The 18,503-nt window shown below is 64.5% G+C and carries 18 protein-coding genes; 15 read left to right on the top strand and 3 right to left on the bottom strand.

Annotated features, from left to right (window positions below; translation table 11 throughout):
• The first annotated feature begins 123 nt into the window (after positions 1-123).
• Entirely contained in the window at positions 124-2,193 is a 2,070-nt protein-coding gene (locus Q0687_RS33755) for a prolyl oligopeptidase family serine peptidase (RefSeq protein ID WP_298886644.1), read from the top strand.
• Between the two features lie 150 nt (positions 2,194-2,343).
• Here Q0687_RS33755 and Q0687_RS33750 read toward each other — a convergent pair whose 3' ends face one another.
• Positions 2,344-3,015 (bottom strand): DUF938 domain-containing protein, encoded by a 672-nt coding sequence (locus Q0687_RS33750; protein ID WP_298886640.1) that lies wholly within the window; start codon positions 3,013-3,015, stop codon positions 2,344-2,346.
• 234 nt (positions 3,016-3,249) lie between these two features.
• On the opposite strand from Q0687_RS33750, the gene soxX reads away from it, so the two are divergent.
• The 10 genes from soxX to Q0687_RS33700 all read left to right on the top strand — a co-directional run bounded on the left by soxX (position 3,250) and on the right by Q0687_RS33700 (position 10,793).
• Positions 3,250-3,606, top strand: coding sequence for a sulfur oxidation c-type cytochrome SoxX (gene soxX, locus Q0687_RS33745; protein ID WP_298886638.1), 357 nt, complete (start codon positions 3,250-3,252; stop codon positions 3,604-3,606).
• A gap of 22 nt (positions 3,607-3,628) precedes the next feature.
• A complete protein-coding gene (gene soxY / locus Q0687_RS33740; RefSeq protein ID WP_298886636.1) occupies positions 3,629-4,114 on the top strand; it encodes a thiosulfate oxidation carrier protein SoxY in 486 nt (161 codons plus the stop codon).
• Positions 4,115-4,126: 12 nt separating this feature from the next.
• On the top strand, positions 4,127-4,438 hold the full coding sequence (gene soxZ / locus Q0687_RS33735; protein ID WP_298886632.1) for a thiosulfate oxidation carrier complex protein SoxZ: 312 nt from the start codon (positions 4,127-4,129) through the stop codon (positions 4,436-4,438).
• Positions 4,438-5,301, top strand: coding sequence for a sulfur oxidation c-type cytochrome SoxA (gene soxA, locus Q0687_RS33730; protein WP_298886629.1), 864 nt, complete (start codon positions 4,438-4,440; stop codon positions 5,299-5,301). Before soxZ ends, soxA begins: the two co-directional genes overlap by 1 nt.
• Positions 5,298-5,603 (top strand): hypothetical protein, encoded by a 306-nt coding sequence (locus Q0687_RS33725; protein WP_298886626.1) that lies wholly within the window; start codon positions 5,298-5,300, stop codon positions 5,601-5,603. Before soxA ends, Q0687_RS33725 begins: the two co-directional genes overlap by 4 nt.
• A gap of 47 nt (positions 5,604-5,650) precedes the next feature.
• Positions 5,651-7,396 (top strand): thiosulfohydrolase SoxB, encoded by a 1,746-nt coding sequence (gene soxB / locus Q0687_RS33720; protein ID WP_298886623.1) that lies wholly within the window; start codon positions 5,651-5,653, stop codon positions 7,394-7,396.
• Positions 7,397-7,401: 5 nt separating this feature from the next.
• Positions 7,402-7,857, top strand: a complete 456-nt coding sequence (locus tag Q0687_RS33715) for a hypothetical protein (protein WP_298886620.1) — start codon at positions 7,402-7,404, stop codon at positions 7,855-7,857.
• 162 nt (positions 7,858-8,019) lie between these two features.
• The gene (locus tag Q0687_RS33710; protein ID WP_298886617.1) at positions 8,020-9,057 is read left to right on the top strand and encodes an MBL fold metallo-hydrolase; all 1,038 of its coding nucleotides are present in this window, start codon (positions 8,020-8,022) and stop codon (positions 9,055-9,057) included.
• Positions 9,058-9,133: 76 nt separating this feature from the next.
• Positions 9,134-9,295: a hypothetical protein gene (locus Q0687_RS33705; protein WP_298886614.1), complete on the top strand. Its 162-nt coding sequence runs from the start codon at positions 9,134-9,136 to the stop codon at positions 9,293-9,295.
• A gap of 289 nt (positions 9,296-9,584) precedes the next feature.
• A complete protein-coding gene (locus Q0687_RS33700; RefSeq protein WP_298886610.1) occupies positions 9,585-10,793 on the top strand; it encodes an MFS transporter in 1,209 nt (402 codons plus the stop codon).
• A 51-nt stretch (positions 10,794-10,844) separates the two neighbouring features.
• Here Q0687_RS33700 and Q0687_RS33695 read toward each other — a convergent pair whose 3' ends face one another.
• Positions 10,845-12,182 (bottom strand): MFS transporter, encoded by a 1,338-nt coding sequence (locus Q0687_RS33695; protein WP_298886608.1) that lies wholly within the window; start codon positions 12,180-12,182, stop codon positions 10,845-10,847.
• 145 nt (positions 12,183-12,327) lie between these two features.
• Here Q0687_RS33695 and Q0687_RS33690 point away from each other — a divergent pair, with 145 nt between their 5' ends.
• From Q0687_RS33690 to Q0687_RS33675, 4 genes are all read left to right on the top strand, one after another.
• The gene (locus tag Q0687_RS33690) at positions 12,328-12,981 is read left to right on the top strand and encodes an ABC transporter ATP-binding protein (protein WP_298886606.1); all 654 of its coding nucleotides are present in this window, start codon (positions 12,328-12,330) and stop codon (positions 12,979-12,981) included.
• Complete coding sequence (locus tag Q0687_RS33685) at positions 12,978-15,440, top strand: ABC transporter permease (protein WP_298886603.1); 2,463 nt, start codon at positions 12,978-12,980, stop codon at positions 15,438-15,440. Before Q0687_RS33690 ends, Q0687_RS33685 begins: the two co-directional genes overlap by 4 nt.
• A complete protein-coding gene (locus Q0687_RS33680) occupies positions 15,430-16,512 on the top strand; it encodes a lipocalin-like domain-containing protein (RefSeq protein WP_298886600.1) in 1,083 nt (360 codons plus the stop codon). The genes Q0687_RS33685 and Q0687_RS33680 overlap by 11 nt, the downstream gene beginning before the upstream one ends.
• A gap of 86 nt (positions 16,513-16,598) precedes the next feature.
• Positions 16,599-16,985 carry an MAPEG family protein gene (locus tag Q0687_RS33675; protein WP_298886597.1) on the top strand — a complete coding sequence of 129 codons (387 nt, stop codon included), beginning with the start codon at positions 16,599-16,601 and terminating at the stop codon, positions 16,983-16,985.
• 64 nt (positions 16,986-17,049) lie between these two features.
• Here the strand turns inward: Q0687_RS33675 and Q0687_RS33670 are convergent, their stop codons facing one another.
• On the bottom strand, positions 17,050-18,240 hold the full coding sequence (locus tag Q0687_RS33670) for an ABC transporter substrate-binding protein (protein WP_298886596.1): 1,191 nt from the start codon (positions 18,238-18,240) through the stop codon (positions 17,050-17,052).
• Positions 18,241-18,503 lie beyond the last annotated feature (263 nt).

Raw genomic sequence — 18,503 nt, 5'->3', positions numbered from 1 at the left:
CAACCGGCGCAAACGGGCGCAGGCCATGCCTCTGACGCAATCGGACCAATCATACCGGCTCGTGCTCTTGACGGCTTGCGCTCGATCAAATCCTATCCGCCGCTGATTTTCGGAGTTTCGTTCATGTCCGTCGACGACAGGCCTACGCTGAGTGCTCCCGACGACGATCCCTGGCTCTGGCTGGAGGAGGTCGACGGTATCAGCGCGCTCGATTTCGTCGAAAAGCAGAACCTGATGACGCTGCAACAATTCGGCGGCGCCGCGTTCGAACGCGACCGCGATATCCTTGCAGCGATCTACGACCGATCGGACAACATTCCCTATGTTACCCGTCGCGACGGCTTTCTCTACAATCTCTGGAAGGACGCCGCGAACCCGCGCGGCCTGTGGCGGCGCACCACGCTTGCGGAGTTTCGCAAGGCCGAACCGGCCTGGGAGACATTGCTCGATATCGATCAGCTCGCCGCGGCAGAAGGCGCCGACTGGCTGTTCGGCGGGGCCTCGACGCGAGCCGGAAGCACGCGCGTCATGCTGAGCCTGTCGCGTGGCGGCAGCGATGCCGTCACCTTGCGGGAGTTCGATATCGGGACGAAGGCATTCGTCACGGACGGCTTCGTCCTGCCGGAGGCCAAGAGCGGCGTCGACTGGGTCGATGCCGATACGCTGCTGCTGTCGAGCGCGCTCGGCGAGTGCATGGCAACCAGTTCGGGCTATGCGAGGACCGTGCGGCTGTGGCGACGCGGGACCACTGTCGAGCAGGCGCCGGTGGTGTTCGAGACGACACCCGACCACATGCGCGTCTACAGCTATGTCGACGACACCGTGCCGGAGCAGCGCGTCTGGTTCATCGATCAGTCCGACTTCTTCAATTTCCGCACCTCGATCGGCACCACGGCCGGCGCGGTGACGACGCTCGACCTGCCCAGCAACGTCTGGATGCAGGTCCATGGCGACTGGATCTCGGTCAAGCCGCGTGAGAGCTGGTCGGTCGCGGGACACAGCTATGCCGCCGATGCGATGCTCGGCATGCCGCTCTCCGCATTCCTGGCAGGACGCCGCGATTTCACTGTGCTGTTCGAGCCCGGGCCGCGGCGAGCCTTGCAGGGTTTCTTCTGGACCGGCGGCAAGCTCGTGCTGTCGATCCTCGACGAGTTGCGGCCGGTGTTCGAGGTCTGCACGCCATCGGCATCGGACTGGAGCAAGCAGCGGCTGCAGGGATTGCCCGATATCGGCGTCGCCGATGTCTGGAGCCTCGATCGCCACGAATCCCAAAGCAATGGCGACCTGCTCGCCAATGTGCAGGACCCGCTGACGCCGCCGTCCTTGCTGCTGATCGAGCGCGGCATCGGAAGCCCTGAGGTGCTCAAGCAGGCGCCGAAGACATTCAACGCCGAGGGTCTCGTGGTGACGCAGCACGAGGCGATCTCGGTTGACGGCGAGCGCATCCCCTATGTGCAGACGGGTCCCGCCGCCGTGTCAGGCGATGCCCCGGTCTATATGAGCGCCTATGGCGGCTTCGGGCTCGCCGTGAAGCCGGAATACAATTCGTCGCTGGGCAAGCTCTGGCTGGAGCGCGGCGGCACGACCGTGCAGGCGAACTTACGCGGCGGCGGCGAGTTCGGCACACGCTGGCACGATGCCGGCCGCTACGCCGGCAAGAGGCTGTCGCATGACGATTTTGCGGCGGTGGCCGCCGATCTCGTCTGCCGCGGCGTGACCGCGCCGAAGCGCATCGCGGCGCAAGGCGGATCGAACGGCGGCATCCTCATCACCAACATGCTGATGCGCTATCCCGAGCGTTTCGGCGCATTGTTCTGCACCATCCCGCTGATCGACATGCGCCGCTACACAAAACTGCTCGCGGGCGCGAGCTGGATCGCGGAGTATGGCGATCCCGACAAAGCGAACGAGTGGGAGTGGCTGAAGACCTACTCGGCCTATCACAACGCAAAACCCGGCCAGCCCTATCCGCCGATCCTGATCGCCACAACCCGCCGCGACGACCGCGTCCATCCCGGCCACGCGCGCAAGATGGCCGCAAAGCTCCAGGCCATGGGCTACGAGGCCTGGTTCTACGAGCCCGCCGCCGGCGGCCACGGCTACGGCAAGGACAACAAGGAGCGCGCCGGCTTCCAGGTGCTGGGATTTCAGTTCCTGAAAGAGAAGATCGGGTGGCGGGATGGCGAGGCCTGATGGCCTTCCCTACCTCTCCTGCGTGCGTGCGGGAGAGGTCGCGCCGAAGGCGCGGGTGAGGGTTTTCGCCTCCAGGGGATTATCCCGTTGCGGAGACACCCTCTCGACCCTCCCCAGCAAGCGGGGAAGGGAGCGCACCGTCGTCGCGGCTCAGCGCGCGAACACCAGCGTCAGATTATTCGCGGGCATCTCGATCGTATCGACCAGACGAAGGCCCGCGGCCGCCGCGAGGCTCTCGACATCGGCCACGTCGCGTACGCCCCATTCGGGATTGCCATCACGCAACGAGGTGTCGAACACCGCGTTGCTCAGCGCAGTGTGCTTGCCGTCGCGCTTGAACGGGCCGTAGAGAAACAGTTCGCCATCGCGCCGCAAGTAGCGCCCGGCACCCATGAACAGGCCCTCGGCCACGGTCCAGGGCGCAATGTGAATCACATTGGCGCAGAACACGGCCGCGAGATCGTTCGGCCCCTGCCCGCTCTTCATCTCCGGACACCAGTCGGGATCGACCAGATCGATCCGCAAGGGGCTGCGGATGTTTTCCAGGCCCGAATACACGCGCCAGGCCTCGATGCTCTTCACATGGCGCTGGTTGAGATCACTCGGCCACCAGACGAGATCAGGCGTATGGCGGGCGAAATGGACCACGTGCTGGCCGGTTCCACTGCCGACCTCGACGACGTCGCCCGACCGCCCGGCGAGGTGCTTTTCGAGCGCAGCCCAGAGCGGCTCGTGATTACGATGGAAAGCAGGGGCATCAAGGCGACCATCAGGCTCGACCCTGCCGCCTTCCCTGCCAAATTCAACGAGATATTCAGCCAATTCGTGTCCCCGGAAAATGAGAAGCAGTCGAAAACGCAAGCAAGGGCAAAACGCCCGAACCAATCGCCGGTTAAATCCGGCTTTATGAACGATCTATCTCATCAGTTGCAATGCGGAAGATATTAACGCCATTTCGCGGCCTGCATAGTCTTGATTGTCAGGGCATGTCCTTTGTGCTTTGAGCACTATATTTCTCCGAACGAGACCCCCGACATAATTCCTCGGAACGACGCCGTGACCGCCTTTCCTCGCAAGCCCGCCCTGCTTCTCGCGCTGGTCGTCCTCACCGGCCTCGCCGCACGCCCGGCGTGGGCGCAATCGAGCGTCGCCGAGGGCCAAAAGCTCGCCTTCGATCGCGGCAAGGGCAATTGCCTGACCTGCCATGTCATCAAGGGCGGCGATCTGCCCGGCACGATCGGTCCCGAGCTGAAGGGCCTCAAGGCCAAATACCCCGATCGTAACGAGTTGGTCGCGATCCTGTTCGACGAGACCAAACGCAACCCGCAGACCATGATGCCGCCGTTCGGCCGCAACCGCATCCTGACGGAGCAGGAGATCAACGCGATCGTTGATTTCCTGCAAACGCTGTGACGGCGGGCCAAGGAGACTTTCGATGACTGTTCATACCGGCCCTCATCCGACGCGGCGCCTGATCCTGCAGGGCGCAGTGTCGGTCGCGCTGATCGGCCTCGGCAATCTGCCATTCGTGCCGGCGCACGCCGCGGCCAACGACAAATATCCGGAAGAGGCGTTCAAGCTGAAGAACGAAGCGGATGCGATCAAGGCACTCTATGGCAGGACCGCCGAGCCGTCCGACAAGGTCAAGCTCGACGCGCCCGAGATCGCCGAGAATGGCGGCGTGGTGCCGATGTCGGTGACGACGACGCTCGACAAGGTCAGCTCGATCTCATTCTTCGTCGCCGAGAATCCGAACGCGCTGGCGGCGAGCTACAAATTCCCTGACGGCACGATCCCCGCGGTCGCCAACCGCCTGAAGATGGCGAAGACCAGCAACGTGACCGCGATCGTGGAAGCCGATGGCAAGCTCTACAGCGCGACCAAGGAAGTCAAGGTCACCGTCGGCGGCTGTGGCGGCTAAAGGAGATCAGAGATGGCATCCAGCATTCGCGTCCGCGCAACATCCAATGGCGACATCACCGAGGTGCAGACCTTGATCCAGCACCCCATGGACACCGGCCTCGTCAAGGACGCCAAGGGTGAGCTGATCCCGGCGCACTACATCCAGGAATTGAAGTTCGCATGTAACGGCAAGGATGTCTTCGTCGCCAATTGGGGCACCGCGATCTCCAAAGACCCTTACGTCAAGTTCAGCTTCAAGGGCGCCAAGAAGGGCGACGACCTCACGATCTCCTGGACCGACAACAAGGGCGCGTCCGACCAGACCACTGCGAAGATCGCGTGATGAAGGCCGGCTCCGCCCTCCTGCTGTCCTCGGTAAGCGCCGCGCTCGTCGCGCTCGCGCTCACCGCTCCCTCAGTCGTTGCGGCCGACAAGGTCGATCCGGCCACTGATGCCAAGGCGTTCCAGAACTTCTTCTTCCAGAAGTTTCCTGATGTGAAGCACGAGGATTTCGTCAACGGTCCTTATTCCATGAGCGAGGACATGAAGCGGCAGTGGCAGGAGAAGGAAGAATTTCCGCCTTACGAGTTCGCGCTCGACGCCGGCAAGGAGATGTTTTCGACGCCGTTCAAGAACGGCAAGACCTACGCCGATTGCTTCCCGAACGGCGGCAACGGCATTCGCCAGAACTATCCTTATTTCGACACCAAAGAGGGCAAGGTCGTCACGCTGGAGCTCGCGCTCAACCGCTGCCGCGAGGCCAATGGCGAGGCGCCATATTCCTACGTGAAGGACGAGATGGCCTCGCTGACGGCGTACATGGCCTTCACCTCGCGCGGCAAGCCGATGGACATCAAAATTCCGGATGACGCGCGCGCGCGGGAAGCTTTCGAGAACGGCAAGCGTTATTTCTACACCCGCCGCGGTCAGCTGAACTTCTCCTGCGCCAGCTGCCACGTGCAGAGCCCTGGCGAGCGCATCCGCGCCGAGGTGCTGGCGCCTGCGCTCGGCATTCTCAACGCGATGCCGATTTACCGTTCCGAATGGAGCGGCATGGGCACGATCAGCCGCCGCTTCATCACCTGCAACAGCCAGACCCGCGCGGTTCCGCTGGAGCCGCAGTCGGATGAATATCGCGACCTCGAATATTTCCTGTCCTACGTCGCCAACGGCCTGCCGATCTCGGGCCCAGGAGCGCGGCCATGAAGCGGACACTTACCTTGACCATGTTGCTGGCATTAAGCCTCGCGCCATCGGCGCGCGCGACAAATGAAGCAGACTACAAGGCGGCCTATGCCGCCGCGGAGGCTGCGTCCAAGGAGGCCGCAACCATGCGCAACCAGTGGACCACGACCGTCTCGACGCTGGCGGCCGCCAAAAAGGCGGGCGACGGCGGCGATTTCAACGGCGCCGTGGCTGCAGCCAAAGAGGCCGAGGCGCTGGCAAAGGCATCCGTCTTCCAGGCGACGTCCGAAAAAGAGGCCTGGAAAGCGATGGAAATCCGCTAAACTCGAATCCCGTGGAACTGCCGAGAACCGGCGCGGAGAATTAAGTGATGGCGATCCGCCGCCGCGATTTCCTCTTGAGCTCAGCCGTCGCTGCCGCGTCTGTCGCGCTGCCGCGGCTCGCGCGTGGCACTGAAGCCGCCAGCATTTACGACATCGAGCGTTTCGGCAACGCGCGGATCCTGCACACCACCGACACGCATGCGCAGCTCAATCCGGTCTATTTTCGCGAGCCAAGCATCAATATCGGCATCGGCGACATGGCGGGGCGACCGCCGCATCTGGTCGGCCGCGCGTTTCTGGAGCGCTTTGGAATCCGGTCCGACAGCGCGGATGCCTACGCCTTCACCTCGATCGAGTTCGAGAAATCCGCCGGCCGGTTCGGCAAGCTCGGGGGCTTCGCTCATCTGAAGACACTGATCGATCGCTTGCGCAACGATGTCGGCGAGAAGCGCACCATACTGGTCGACGGCGGCGATCTCTGGCAGGGCACGGGCCTTGCCAACGTCATGCAGGGCCGCGACATGGTCGAGGTCGCCAATTTGCTCGGCATCGAGGCGATGACCGGGCATTGGGAGTTCACCTATGGCGAACAGGCGCTGCGCGACAATCTCGAGCACTTCAAAGGCGAGTTTCTGGCACAGAACGTCTTCCTGACCGAGGAGGCCGCGTTCAACGACGCAGCCGCCTTCGACAAGACGACGGGGCGCGTGTTCAAGCCGTCCATCATCAAGGAGCTCGGTGGCCATCGCGTCGCCGTAATCGGTCAGGCCTTTCCCTACGTGCCGATCGCGCATCCCAAGCGGTTCACGCCGGACTGGACTTTTGGCATTCGCGAGGAAGAGCTGCAGAAGCATGTCGATGCCTTGCGCGGCACCGACAAGGTGGACGCGGTGATCCTGCTGTCGCACAACGGCATGGACGTCGACCTCAAGCTCGCAAGCCGCGTCAGCGGCATCGACGTCATCCTCGGCGGCCATACCCACGATGCCGTGCCGCAGCCGATTGCGGTGAAGAACTCCGGGGGCACCACACTGGTCACCAACGCCGGCTCCAACGGGAAATTTCTGGCCGTGCTCGATCTCGCGCTCGACAAGGGCAGGGTCAGCGACGTCAAATATCATCTGCTGCCTGTTTATTCCGAGTTGCTGAAGCCAGATCCTGCGATGGCCGAGCTGATCGGAAAGCTGCGCGCGCCTGTCGTCACCGACTGGTCGGAGAAGATCGCAACGCCTGATAGGCTGCTTTATCGTCGCGACAATTTCGTCGGTCCGGTCGACGAGCTGATCTGTGCCGCGTTGCGCACCGAGCTCGATGCCGAGATCGCGCTATCGCCGGGCTTCCGCTGGGGCCTCACCGCGTTGTCCGGCCAGCCGATCACGATGGAAGACGTGCTGGCGGAGACCGCGATCACCTATCCAGAAACCTATGTGCAGGAGATGACGGGCGCGGAGATCAAGGACGTGCTGGAAGACGTCTGCGACAATCTCTTCAATGCCGATCCCTATCATCAGCAGGGCGGCGACATGGTGCGATCAGGCGGGCTGAGCTATGCCTGCAGCCCCACCAACGCGATCGGCAGCCGCATCTCCGAACTGAAGCTCGACAATGGCAGGGCGATCAGCGCGACCAGGCGCTACAAGGTCGCAGGCTGGGCCTCGGTCAACGGCCAGCAGGGCGCGCCGGTGTGGGACGTCGTCGGCAAATACCTGCGCTCGGGCCGGATGTTTCAGGAGAAGCTCGGAAGCGGCGTCACGCTGAAGGGCGTCGACGGCAATCCGGGCATCGCAGGATAGCGACGATGCGGTCGGCAGTTTTTTGCGCGATCATGCTGGCGCTGCTCGACTTGGCCGCGGCGCCCCCCGCGTTTGCACAGCAGGTGCCGTTGCAGGACAAGCCGTTCGCCGAGCACAAGATCGTGCTGCAGCTCTCCGACGCCGATGCGAAGAAGCAGGCGTTGGTGCTGAGCGTCGCCAACAATCTGCTGAAGGCCTACGATCCCGACAAGATTGCGGTCGAGGTCGTCACCTTCGGTCCCGGCATCGATCTGCTGCTGTCCGGCAGCGAGCGCCGCAAGCAGGTCGAGAGCCTGATCGCGCAAGGCGTGCGCTTCGACATCTGCCTCAACACGGTCGACACGATCGAGCGCGAGACGGGCAAGCGGCCGGATTTCATCCCCTCCGCGACGCCGGTGCAGGTGGGCGTGGGGCAGATCCTGTTTCTGGCGGAGAACGGGTACACGGTGGTGCGGCCGTAGGCCTTCGTGCTCTGGCTGTCGCGGGCGATGACAGCCGCGGCTGGGCAGGTGGCCCCGTACGATAAAAATCTTCCAAAATATCTCTGCCATGCAGCAAATTCCTTCTCCCCTCACCCTCCGGCGTAGTAGAATCCTCAAAATCGCTCCACGCCGGGTCCTGCCATGATCTTCCGCCAGCTCTTCGACAGCGTTTCGGGAACCTACAGCTATCTCCTCGCCAGCCGCCCCGGCGGCGAGGCGTTGATTCTCGATCCCGTGCTGGAGAAGGTCGATCGCTACTGCAAGCTGTTGCGTGAGCTCGATCTCAAGCTGGTCAAGGCGGTCGACACCCATCTGCACGCCGACCATGTCACCGGCCTCGGCGAGCTGCGCGATCGCACCCATTGCATGACGGTGATGGGCGACCAGACCAAGGCCGACGTGGTGGCCATGCGCGTCGCCGACGGCGACAAGGTCACCATCGAAGGTCTCGCGCTCGACGTGATGTACACGCCCGGCCACACCGACGATTCCTATTCCTATCTGATGGGCGACCGCGTCTTCACCGGCGATACGCTCTTGATCCGCGGCACCGGCCGCACCGATTTCCAGAACGGCTCGTCGCGCGCACAGTACGATTCGATCTTCAACCGGCTGCTCAAGCTGCCCGACGAGACCATGGTGTTCCCCGCGCATGACTACAAGGGCGACACCGTCTCCACCATCGGCGAGGAGAGGCGCTACAATCCGCGGCTGCAGGTGCGTTCGGTCGACGAATATATCGAGCTGATGGCCAATTTGAAGCTGCCCAATCCGAAGATGATGGACGTGGCGGTGCCCGCCAACATGCGCGTCGGCCTGCATCAGGAAGAGCTGGAGAAGGAAGGCCGTGCGCTGAGCGCCACCGAGGCGATCCGCTCGCTGCACCGGCCCGACATCCTGCTGGTCGATCTGCGCGAGACCAACGAGCGGATCAAGCATGGCATGCTCGAAGGCGCGCTTCACACGCCCTACCCCAGCGTCGAGGAAAGCCTCAAGCCTGGCGGCATGCTGCGCGAGGTGGCGGCCGCAACGGGGCGCCGCGTCGTGTTTTTCTGCGCCTTCGGCGAGCGCTCGGCGATGGCGGTTGCCGCTGCCAAGGAGGCCGGCCTTTCCAACACCGCCCATATCGCCGGCGGTATCGATGCCTGGAAGAAGGCGGGCGGGCCCGTGGTGCACTGACGGGTTGAGATAAGTCAGGAACCGCTTAGATTTCACAGCTAGAAGCGGATGAATCATCACCCATCCGGGACCAGCCATGGCCAAAGCAGCCAAGCCGAGCGAACCGCCGAAGACGAAGACCGCAGCCGGCAAGGCCAAAAAGCCCGAGCCGCCGCGCGAGATCGACGACGATTATGAAGACGGCGACATCGCCACGCCAAAGCGTGATCGCTACGGGAATGATGACGAGCCGTTGTGAGTCGGCGGCGACGCTGACCACTCGCTCCGCCGTCGTCCTGGCGAAAGCCAGGACCAATCACCCCAGGGAGGCGTGGTGCCGCGGGCTGCCATCCACGAATCTTCGCCAAACTACTCCCTGGGGTAATAGGTCCTGGATCTGCGCTACGCTTGTCCAGGACGACGATGTGGGGCCATTTTTCCGCCCCTTACGCCCCCACCCGCACTACCTGCCATGCGCCTGCGTTCATGGACAAATAACCTGACACCCCGATAGTTTGCGCGCTTCCAGGGACTGAAACGGAACTGCAATGGTCGACGTTCTCGCCGCACCGCAACAGGGCAAGGCGGACAGCGCGCTGCGCACGCTGACCGGGATTTCGATCGCGCATTGGGTCAGCCATTTCCACCTGCTGGTCCTGCCGATGCTGTTCCCGTTCCTGAAAGCTCAGCTCGGCGTCGGCTATGTCGAGCTCGGCTTCGCGCTGACCGTGTCGGCAGTGGTCTCCGGCCTGACGCAGGCACCGACCGGCTATCTCGTCGACCATTTTGGTGCGCGCAAGATTTTGCTCGGCGGGCTGACCCTCGGCGGATTCGCGCTTGTTATGCTTGGCCTGCATCTGAGCTACGCCTCGCTGATCGCCTGCACGGTGCTGCTCGGGCTTGCCAACAGCGTCTATCACCCCGCCGACTACGCGATCCTCGCGGAGCACATGGACGAGGCGCGGATGGGCCGCGCGTTCTCGGTGCACACCTTTGCCGGCTATTTTGGCGGCGCCGTTGCGCCGGCGATCGTCGCGGCGCTGATCGCGGTGTCCGGCGGCGTCGGTGCGCTGCTCGCCTCGGGCGCGATCGGTGTGCTGGTGGCGCTGCTGCTGGTGGCGATGAGCATTCCCGATGCGGGCGCGCACAAGGCGAAGGCCGGCAATGCGGCTCTGCCGAAGCAGACCGTCATCACGCCGGCACTGATCACGCTGACCGCGCTGTTCATGCTGCTCAGCCTGTCGGTGGCCGGCATCAATAATTTCGGCGTGGTGGCGCTGATGAGCGGCTACGGCGCAACCTATTCCGTCGCGAACGTGGCGTTGACCGCGTTCCTCGGCTGCAGCGCCGTGGGCGTGCTCGCGGGCGGCTTCCTCGCCGACCACACCGAGCGCCATGGCTATGTCGCTGCCGCCTGCTTTGCCGCGAATGCAGCAATCGTGCTGCTGATCGCATTGGTCACCCTGCCCGCCTGGGCGCTCACCGCGACGATGGCGACCGCAGGCTTCCTCTCCGGCGTGATCGCGCCGTCGCGGGACATGCTGGTGCGCAACGCCGCGCCTCCGGGTGCTGCCGGGCGCGCCTTCGGCATCGTTTCCACCGGCTTCAATCTCGGCGGTATCGTCTCGCCGCTGCTGTTCGGCTGGATCATGGACCAGAGCGCGCCGCATTGGGTATTCGGGGCGTCGGTGATCTTCATGGTCGCGACCGTGGTGCTGTCGCCGTTCACGGAACGGAAGACGCAAGCCAGGGCATAGTTACAAACTCAATGTCGTCCCGGCCGGGCAGCGTCTGCCTCTTCAGCCCCCTTACGTCGGCGACACCGCGCGCTTCAGGCCGGCTTGGCGTGGGGCCGCACCACCCGTCAGCCTTGCCTTTTCCGTGTTCGGCCACAGCAGCAGCAAACCGATGACGCCGGAGCCGATCATGATCACGGCGTTGATGGTGAAGCCGGTCATGTAGCCGTCAAGCACGGAGCCGGCGCCCTGGATCACCTTGCCCATGACGTAGGGCGCGATGATGCCCGAGAGCGTGTAGAGCGCGCCGTAGATCGCGATGATGGCGCCGCGCTGCGAGGCCGGCGTGAACTCGCCGAGCATCGGCGGGCAGACAACGTAAATCGCGCCGCAGAGGCCGGAGCCGACCACAAGCAGCGCAAGCTGAAGCCCCGCACCCGAAACATGCGGCATAACCGCGAGGATCAGGCCGCCGATGACCAACGGCACCGAGCCGAGCACGCCGCGCGAGATGCGCGTGGTGTAGCCGCGCACCATCATGACCTGCGAGATCCAGCCGGTCAGGATGACGATCGTGGCACCGAACACCCAGGGCATGATCGAGATGAAGCCGGCCTGCTGCTGCGAGTAACCGAGACCGGTGATGATGAACGCGGTGAACCAGGTCAGGCCAAGCGACAGCGCCCAATAGGCGCCGAAGGTCGCGAGCACGCAGCCGAGGAAGGTGCGCGAGGTCAGGAGCCGGACGTAGGGAATTTTCGCTTCGGTGGCCGCGAGCGCCTGCGTGTCCTCGAGCGGACCTTCCTGGCCGAGCGCGAGCCAGGCACAGACCCAGATCAGGCCGACGACGCCGAGCGCGCCGAACGCATAGTGCCAGGAGTGATTGACGATGACCCAGTTCAGCGCCGGCACGGCCAGGATGACGCCGAAGGCCGAGCCTTGCGTCAGAACCGCGGTCGGCAGCGTGCGCTTCTCGTCCGGGAACCATTTGTAGATGGCGTGCGTCGCCACCGCGGCGGCCGGGCCCTCGCCCGCGCCGAGCACGATGCGGCAGATCAGCAGCGTGGTGAAGGAGACGGCGCCGACCATGGGAAACTGCGCCAGCGCCCAGATCACCGCCAGGGTCAGCAGCACATAGCGCGTCGCGACCTTGTTGACGATGAAACCGACTACGATGGCCGAGATCGAAAACAGGAAGAAGAACGAGGAGCCGAGCAAACCGAATTGCGCAGGCTCGAGCTTCAGGTCGGTCATGATCGGCACGCCGGCGAGGCCGACAACGATCTTGTCCGCGAAGTTCACGACCATGAAGCAAAACAGGAGAAGTGTGACGGTCCAGGCGCCCTTCGGCGTTGCCTTGGATCCCGCTGCCGTCGTAGCCGCCGCGGACGGCGTTCCCTGAGCGCTCATCATTCTCCCCGCATGTCTTTATTGTCGGCACTTTTGATTTGGCCGTCTTGGGAGCTAACAACGGCTTGATCGGCAACGCAACCCCGGCATTTCCTCAGCAAGTGTGCTACGCAGCATGCAGTTAATTCCGTCCGGCGCACAGATCTTGCTCAGCATCCGAAACCTCTCCAAAACCTTCACTTCGGCCGGCGAACCCGTGCATGTGCTGCGCGGCGTCGATCTCGACCTCAAGGCGGGCGAACGCGTCGCGCTCACAGGCGAATCCGGCAGCGGCAAGAGCACGCTGTTGCATTTGATCGCCGGGCTCGACGCCGCCGATGGCGGCACCATCCGGCTGGAAGAGACCGAGGTTACGAAGCTGGCGGATGCGGGCCGCGCCGAGCTGCGCCGCGACCGGATCGGCCTCGTGTTTCAGCAGTTCAATTTGATCCCGAGCCTGTCGGTCGCGGACAATCTCGCCTTCCAGGCGCGCATCGCCGGCCGGCATGATGCGGCCTGGACCAGGGAGCTGGTCGAGCGGCTCGGGCTTGACGGTCTGCTCAAGCGTTATCCCGAGCAATTATCAGGCGGCCAACAGCAGCGGGTCGCCATCGGCCGGGCGCTGGCGACCAAGCCGTCGCTGCTGCTCGCGGACGAGCCGACCGGCAATCTGGATGAAGCCACCGCCGACGACGTGCTGGCGCTGACGCGCGACCTCGTCGCACGCACCGGCTGCGGCTTCCTGATGGTGACGCACAGCCTACATCTGGCCGGCACGCTCGACCGCCACATCGTTCTCCATGCGGGGCGGATCGCATGAGGCGCGCGCTGTGGGTGCTGGCGGTGCTGCTGAGCCATTGGCGACGGCACAGGATGCAGTTCGCGACGCTCCTGATCGGGCTGATCGCCGCGACCGCGCTGTGGAGCGGCGTGCAGGCGATCAACCAGCAGGCCCGCAGCGCCTATGATCGCGCGGCCGCGACCTTCGGCGGCGTGCGCACGGCGACGCTGATCTCGCCCAGTGCGGCGACCTTCCCGCAAGAGCTGTTCGTCAAGCTCCGCCGCGCGGGCTGGCCGGTCTCGCCGGTACTGGAAGGCCGGGTTCAGATCAACGGGCGTTCGATCCGGCTGCTCGGCATCGAGCCGGTGACGCTGCCTGTCGACGTCGGCAATGCACCGCGCCTCGGGGCCGCCGACCTCGGCAGCTTCGTCGCCGCGCCCGGCCAGACGCTGGTGGCGCGGGAGACACTGGGCGATTTGCACGAGGGCGAAGGTGCGACGCCATCGATCAGCAGCGGCGCAAAACTGCCACCGCTGCATGTGCAGGCGGAGCTCGTGCCCGACGTGCTGGTGGTCGATATCGGCGTGGCGCAACGGCTGCTCAACAAGCCGGATCAGGTCTCGCGGCTTCTGATCGGCAAGGCGAAAGGCAAGCCCGCGCCGCTGCAAAGCGTCGTCGGCGACGCGTTGAAGCGCGTCGAGCCAAGTGCGGAGACCGAGCTGGAGCGTCTCACCGACAGCTTCCATCTCAACCTCACCGCCTTCGGCCTGCTGTCGTTCTTCGTCGGTCTGTTCATCGTCAACTCTGCCGTCGGCCTCGCCTTCGAACAGCGCCTGCCGATGCTGCGCACTTTGCGCGCCTGCGGCGCCTCGGCGCGGCTGGTCAATTCAGTGCTGGTTGTCGAGCTGGTGGCGCTGGCGCTGGTCGCCGGGCTGATCGGCCTTGTCTGCGGTTATGTGATCGCGGCGGCGCTTTTGCCTGATGTCGCGGCGTCGCTGCGCGGGCTCTATGGCGCGCAGATCCCGGGGCAGCTGACGCTTCGGCCCGAATGGTGGCTCGCCGGGATCGGCATCAGCGTGGCCGGCGCGATCGTCGCGGCCGCGACCAGCCTGGTCAAGGCGATCAGGATGCCGGTGCTGGCGACCGCGCAGCCGCGGGCCTGGCAGCAACGGCAGCGCCGCTGGCTGGTCGTACAGAGCGCCGCCGCCTGCGCGGTGCTCGCGGTCGCGCTGCTGCTGCTTCATTACGGACAATCGCTGATCACCGGCTTCGGCGTGCTGGCGGCGCTGATGCTCGGCGCGGCGCTGATCCTGCCGGCCTTGCTCGAGATGCTGCTGCTCGCGGGCCAACGTCTCGCACGCGGGCCGCTGGCCCTGTGGTTCTGGGCCGACAGCCGGCAGCAGCTCTCCGGATTGTCGCTGGCGCTGATGGCGCTGCTGCTGGCGCTGTCAGTCAATGTCGGGGTGTCCACCATGGTGGAGACATTCAGCCGCACCTTTGTCGGCTGGCTCGACGGGCGTCTCGCCGCCGACGTCTATATCAGCGCCGCCGACAATTCGCAGGCGGTCGCGATCCGCAACTGGCTGAAGGACCGCAGCGAGGTGCAGGCAATCCTCGCGGGCGGGCGCGCGGAGACGCAGGTCGACGGCCAGCCGGTGGAGTTGCTCGGCCTGCCCGATCACCCGCTCTATCGGGAGCGCTGGCCGCTGCTGGAGACCGCGCCGCGTGCCTGGATGCAACTGGTGCCCGGCAATGCCGCCTTCATCAGCGAGCAGCTCAGCCGCCGCCTCAATGTCCGCGTCGGCGACGTCATCGACGTGCCGGCGCCAGGCGGGAGTTGGGAGCTCGACATCGTCGGCATCTATGCTGACTACGGCAATCCCAAGGGCCAGCTCGCGGTGAATGTCGCGGCGCTGATCCGCCAGTTTCCGCAGACGCCGCAGACACGGATTGGGCTGATTGTCCCGCGCGACAAGATCCCCGGCCTGATCGCGGCCTTGCAGAAGCAGTTCGCGCTCGACGACCGCGCCGTGGCCGATCAGGCGACGGTGAAGGCGGAATCGATCCGCATCTTCAACCGCACCTTTGCGGTGACGTCGGCATTGAATGCCTTCACGCTCGGCGTCGCCGGCATCGCGCTCCTGACCAGCCTCCTGACGCTGGCGAACTCACGCCTGCCGCAGCTTGCGCCGCTCTGGGCGATCGGCATCACCCGGCCGCGCCTTGCCGCGATCGAGCTGACCAAGACGCTGTCGGTTGCGCTGTTCACCTCGCTGCTCGCGGTGCCGCTCGGGCTGCTGGTGGCGTGGTGCCTGATTGCGATCGTGAATGTGAAAGCGTTCGGCTGGCGCCTGCCGTTCCATGTCTTTCCGCTGCAACTGGTCGAGCTGGTTGCGGTGGCACTGATCGCCTCGCTGCTGGCAGCGCTGCTCCCGGTATTGCGGCTGGCACGGATGCAGCCGGCGACCCTCGTCAAGGTGTTTGCCAATGAGCGCTGATCGGATATCCCGGCGAGCGTTTGCCGGCGGCATCGCCGCGCTCGCGCTTGCGCGCCGCGCCGGCGCGCAAGGCTATGCCGGGCTTGGCGAGACGGCCAATGGCTTTGCGAAGGTCACGCCCGGAAAAGTCTTCATCTTCCCTGCCGATCACGGGCCGCATCCGGATTTTCGCATCGAGTGGTGGTACCTGACGGCAAACCTCGTCGACAGCAGCGGCGCTGCTTGCGGACTGCAATGGACGCTGTTCCGCCAGGCGGCGCGGCCGGGACCGCAAGGCGAGGGCTGGGCCAATCAGCAGATCTGGATGGCGCATGCCGCGGTGACGCGTGCCGACACCCACCGCTTCAACGAGCTGTGTTCACGCGGCGGCATCGGCGAGGCCAACGTCGAGGCAAAGCCGTTCGCGGCGTGGATCGATGATTGGAAGATGAAGGGTGGTGAACGCACCGACGATCGCACGCTGTCGCCGGTGACGCTGAAGGCGTCAGGCACCGATTTCAGCTACGCGCTGACGCTGGCGGCCGATCGCCCCGTGGTCTTGCAGGGCGACGGCGGCTACAGCCGAAAGTCCGAGCGCGGGCAGGCGTCCTACTATTACAGTCAGCCGTTCTACCGCGCCCGCGGCACGCTCACCATTGACGACATCCAGGTCGATGTCTCCGGCCAGGCTTGGATGGACCGCGAATGGAGCAGCCAGCCGCTCGACACCGATCAGACCGGCTGGGACTGGTTGTCGCTGCATCTGTCCTCGGGCGACAAGCTGATGCTGTACCGGCTGCGCCAGAAGGACGGCAAGGATTACCCGTTCGGCAACTGGATCAGCGCCGCGGGCGAGACGCAGATGATTGCGGGTCGCGATATCCAGATGACCCCGAAAGCCACAACGGAGGTTGCAGGCCGCAAGCTGCCGGTGGAATGGCAGATCGCGATTCCCTCGCGCTCGTTCTCGATTTCCTGCAAGCCACTCAATCCCAGCGCGTGGATGGGGACCGGCTTTTCCTACTGGGAAGGCCCGATCAGCTTCGCCGGCACCCATGACGGCGTTGGCTATCTCGAGCTGACCGGTTATTGAGGCGCGACCTGTATTCTTGTTTGACGCGTTTTCTTCACGCGAACCGGTATCCACTTCGCTTGAAAACGCTTTTGGGGAATTCCGCCATGTACCATCTCACCGCCCTCGTCACGCTGCTGGCGCTTGCGTTCTATTTCTTCACCTGCATCAACGTCTCGCGGTCGCGGACCAAGACCGGCGTCAAGGTGCCGGCGATGTCAGGGCATCCGGACTTCGAGCGCGCCTTCCGCATCCAGATGAACACGCTGGAGTGGATGCCGATCTTCGTGCCGTCGCTGTGGCTGTTCGCGATCTATATCAGCGATGCCGTCGCTGCTGGCATCGGCGCGGTCTGGATCATCGGCCGCATTGTGTATTTCGTCGGCTATTCGCAGGCCGCCGCCAAGCGCGGACCGGGTTTTGCGATCCAGGCCATCGCCGCGATCGCGCTATGGGCGGGAGCGCTGGGGGCGGTGGTGGTGCGGTTGGTGTGAGGGGGAGCTGAAGCCGTCATTCCGGGGCGGCGCGCCAGCGCCGAACCCGGAATGACGCTACGCGTTACTTCGTCAGCGGGCAGCCGCTGTCCTTGGCGGTCGCGAAGGCCTGGTCACCGGGGACGACGGCGAGCTGCTTGTAATAGTCCCACGGCTTCTTCGATTCCGAGGGCTTCTTGACCTCGAACAGATACATGTCGTGGACCATGCGGCCGTTGGCGAGCACCTTGCCCTTGGCGAAGGCGTCGTCGACCGGCAGCTCCTTCAGCTTCTGGGCGACCGCTTCGGTGTCCTTGGTACCCGCGGCCTTCACCGCCTTCAGATAGCTCAGCGTCGCCGAATAGGTGCCGGCGTGGATCATGCTCGGCATCCGTCCGGTGCGCTTGAAGAAGCGCTCGGAGAAGGCGCGCGAGGCATCGTCGTGATCCCAGTAGAAGCCTTCGGTCAGCACCAGGCCCTGCGCTGCCTGCAAACCCAGACCGTTCACCTCGGCGAGCGTCATCAAGAGGCCCGCGAGTTTCTGGCCACCCTGCACGATGCCGAATTCGGCCGCCTGCTTGATCGAGTTGGTGGTGTCCTGACCGGCATTGGCGAGGCCGACGATCTTCGCCTTCGAGCTCTGCGCCTGCAGCAGGAAGGAGGAGAAGTCCGACGAGTTGAGCGGAACGCGGACCGAGCCCAGCACCTTGCCGCCGCTGGCCGCAACGATCTCACTGGTATCCTTTTCCAGCGCATAGCCGAACGCGTAGTCGGCGGTCAGGAAGAACCAGGTGTCGCCACCGGCCTTGGTCAGCGCACCGCCGGTGCCGACCGCGAGCGCGTGGGTGTCGAACGCCCAGTGGAAGCCGTAAGGCACGCATGAGGCGCCCGTGATGGCCGATGTCGCCGCGCCGACCACGATGTCGATCTTCTTCTTTTCCTTCGACAGCTCCTGCACGGCGAGCGCGACCGACGACGTCGTCAGCTCCGTGATCATGTCGACATTCTCGGCGTCATACCAGCGCCGCGCGATCGAGGTGGCGAGATCGGGCTTGTTCTGGTGATCGGCGGTGACCATCTCGATCTTCTGGCCGAGCACCTCGCCGCCAAAATCCTCGATCGCCATCTTCGCAGCTTCGACGGAGTACTTGCCGCCGTAATCGGCGTAGACACCGGACTGATCGTTGAGGATGCCGATCTTGACGCCTTGCGCGAAAGACGGCGCGGCCAGCAAAAGAGCCGACGTGGCGACAGCGGCAAAAAGTGCTGATTTCATCTGTTATCTCCCAGCATTGTTCTGTTTTGAAATCGCGCGGATACTAGTGAAGAAGATCGGGCATGCCCATCGATTTGTGTTGGTCGTTGGGATGGGGTTCAGCGCGCCCAGCAATCGGTGTCGTCCCGGCGAAGGCCGGGACCCATACGCCGCAGCAGTTGTTTTGCGAAGACCCGGAGTTACCTGCTCGCCCGGCAACTCCTCCTGGGGTGATGGGGTGGACGGCCCCCTACGGCATCAGTGTGCCAGAATGAGGTTGTCAC

The organism is uncultured Bradyrhizobium sp. (genome assembly GCF_936928535.1).
Taxonomy (GTDB): Bacteria; Pseudomonadota; Alphaproteobacteria; order Rhizobiales; family Xanthobacteraceae; genus Bradyrhizobium.
The sequence above is the reverse complement of the archived record's forward strand: the minus strand, read 5'-3'. Positions and strand labels throughout refer to the sequence as shown.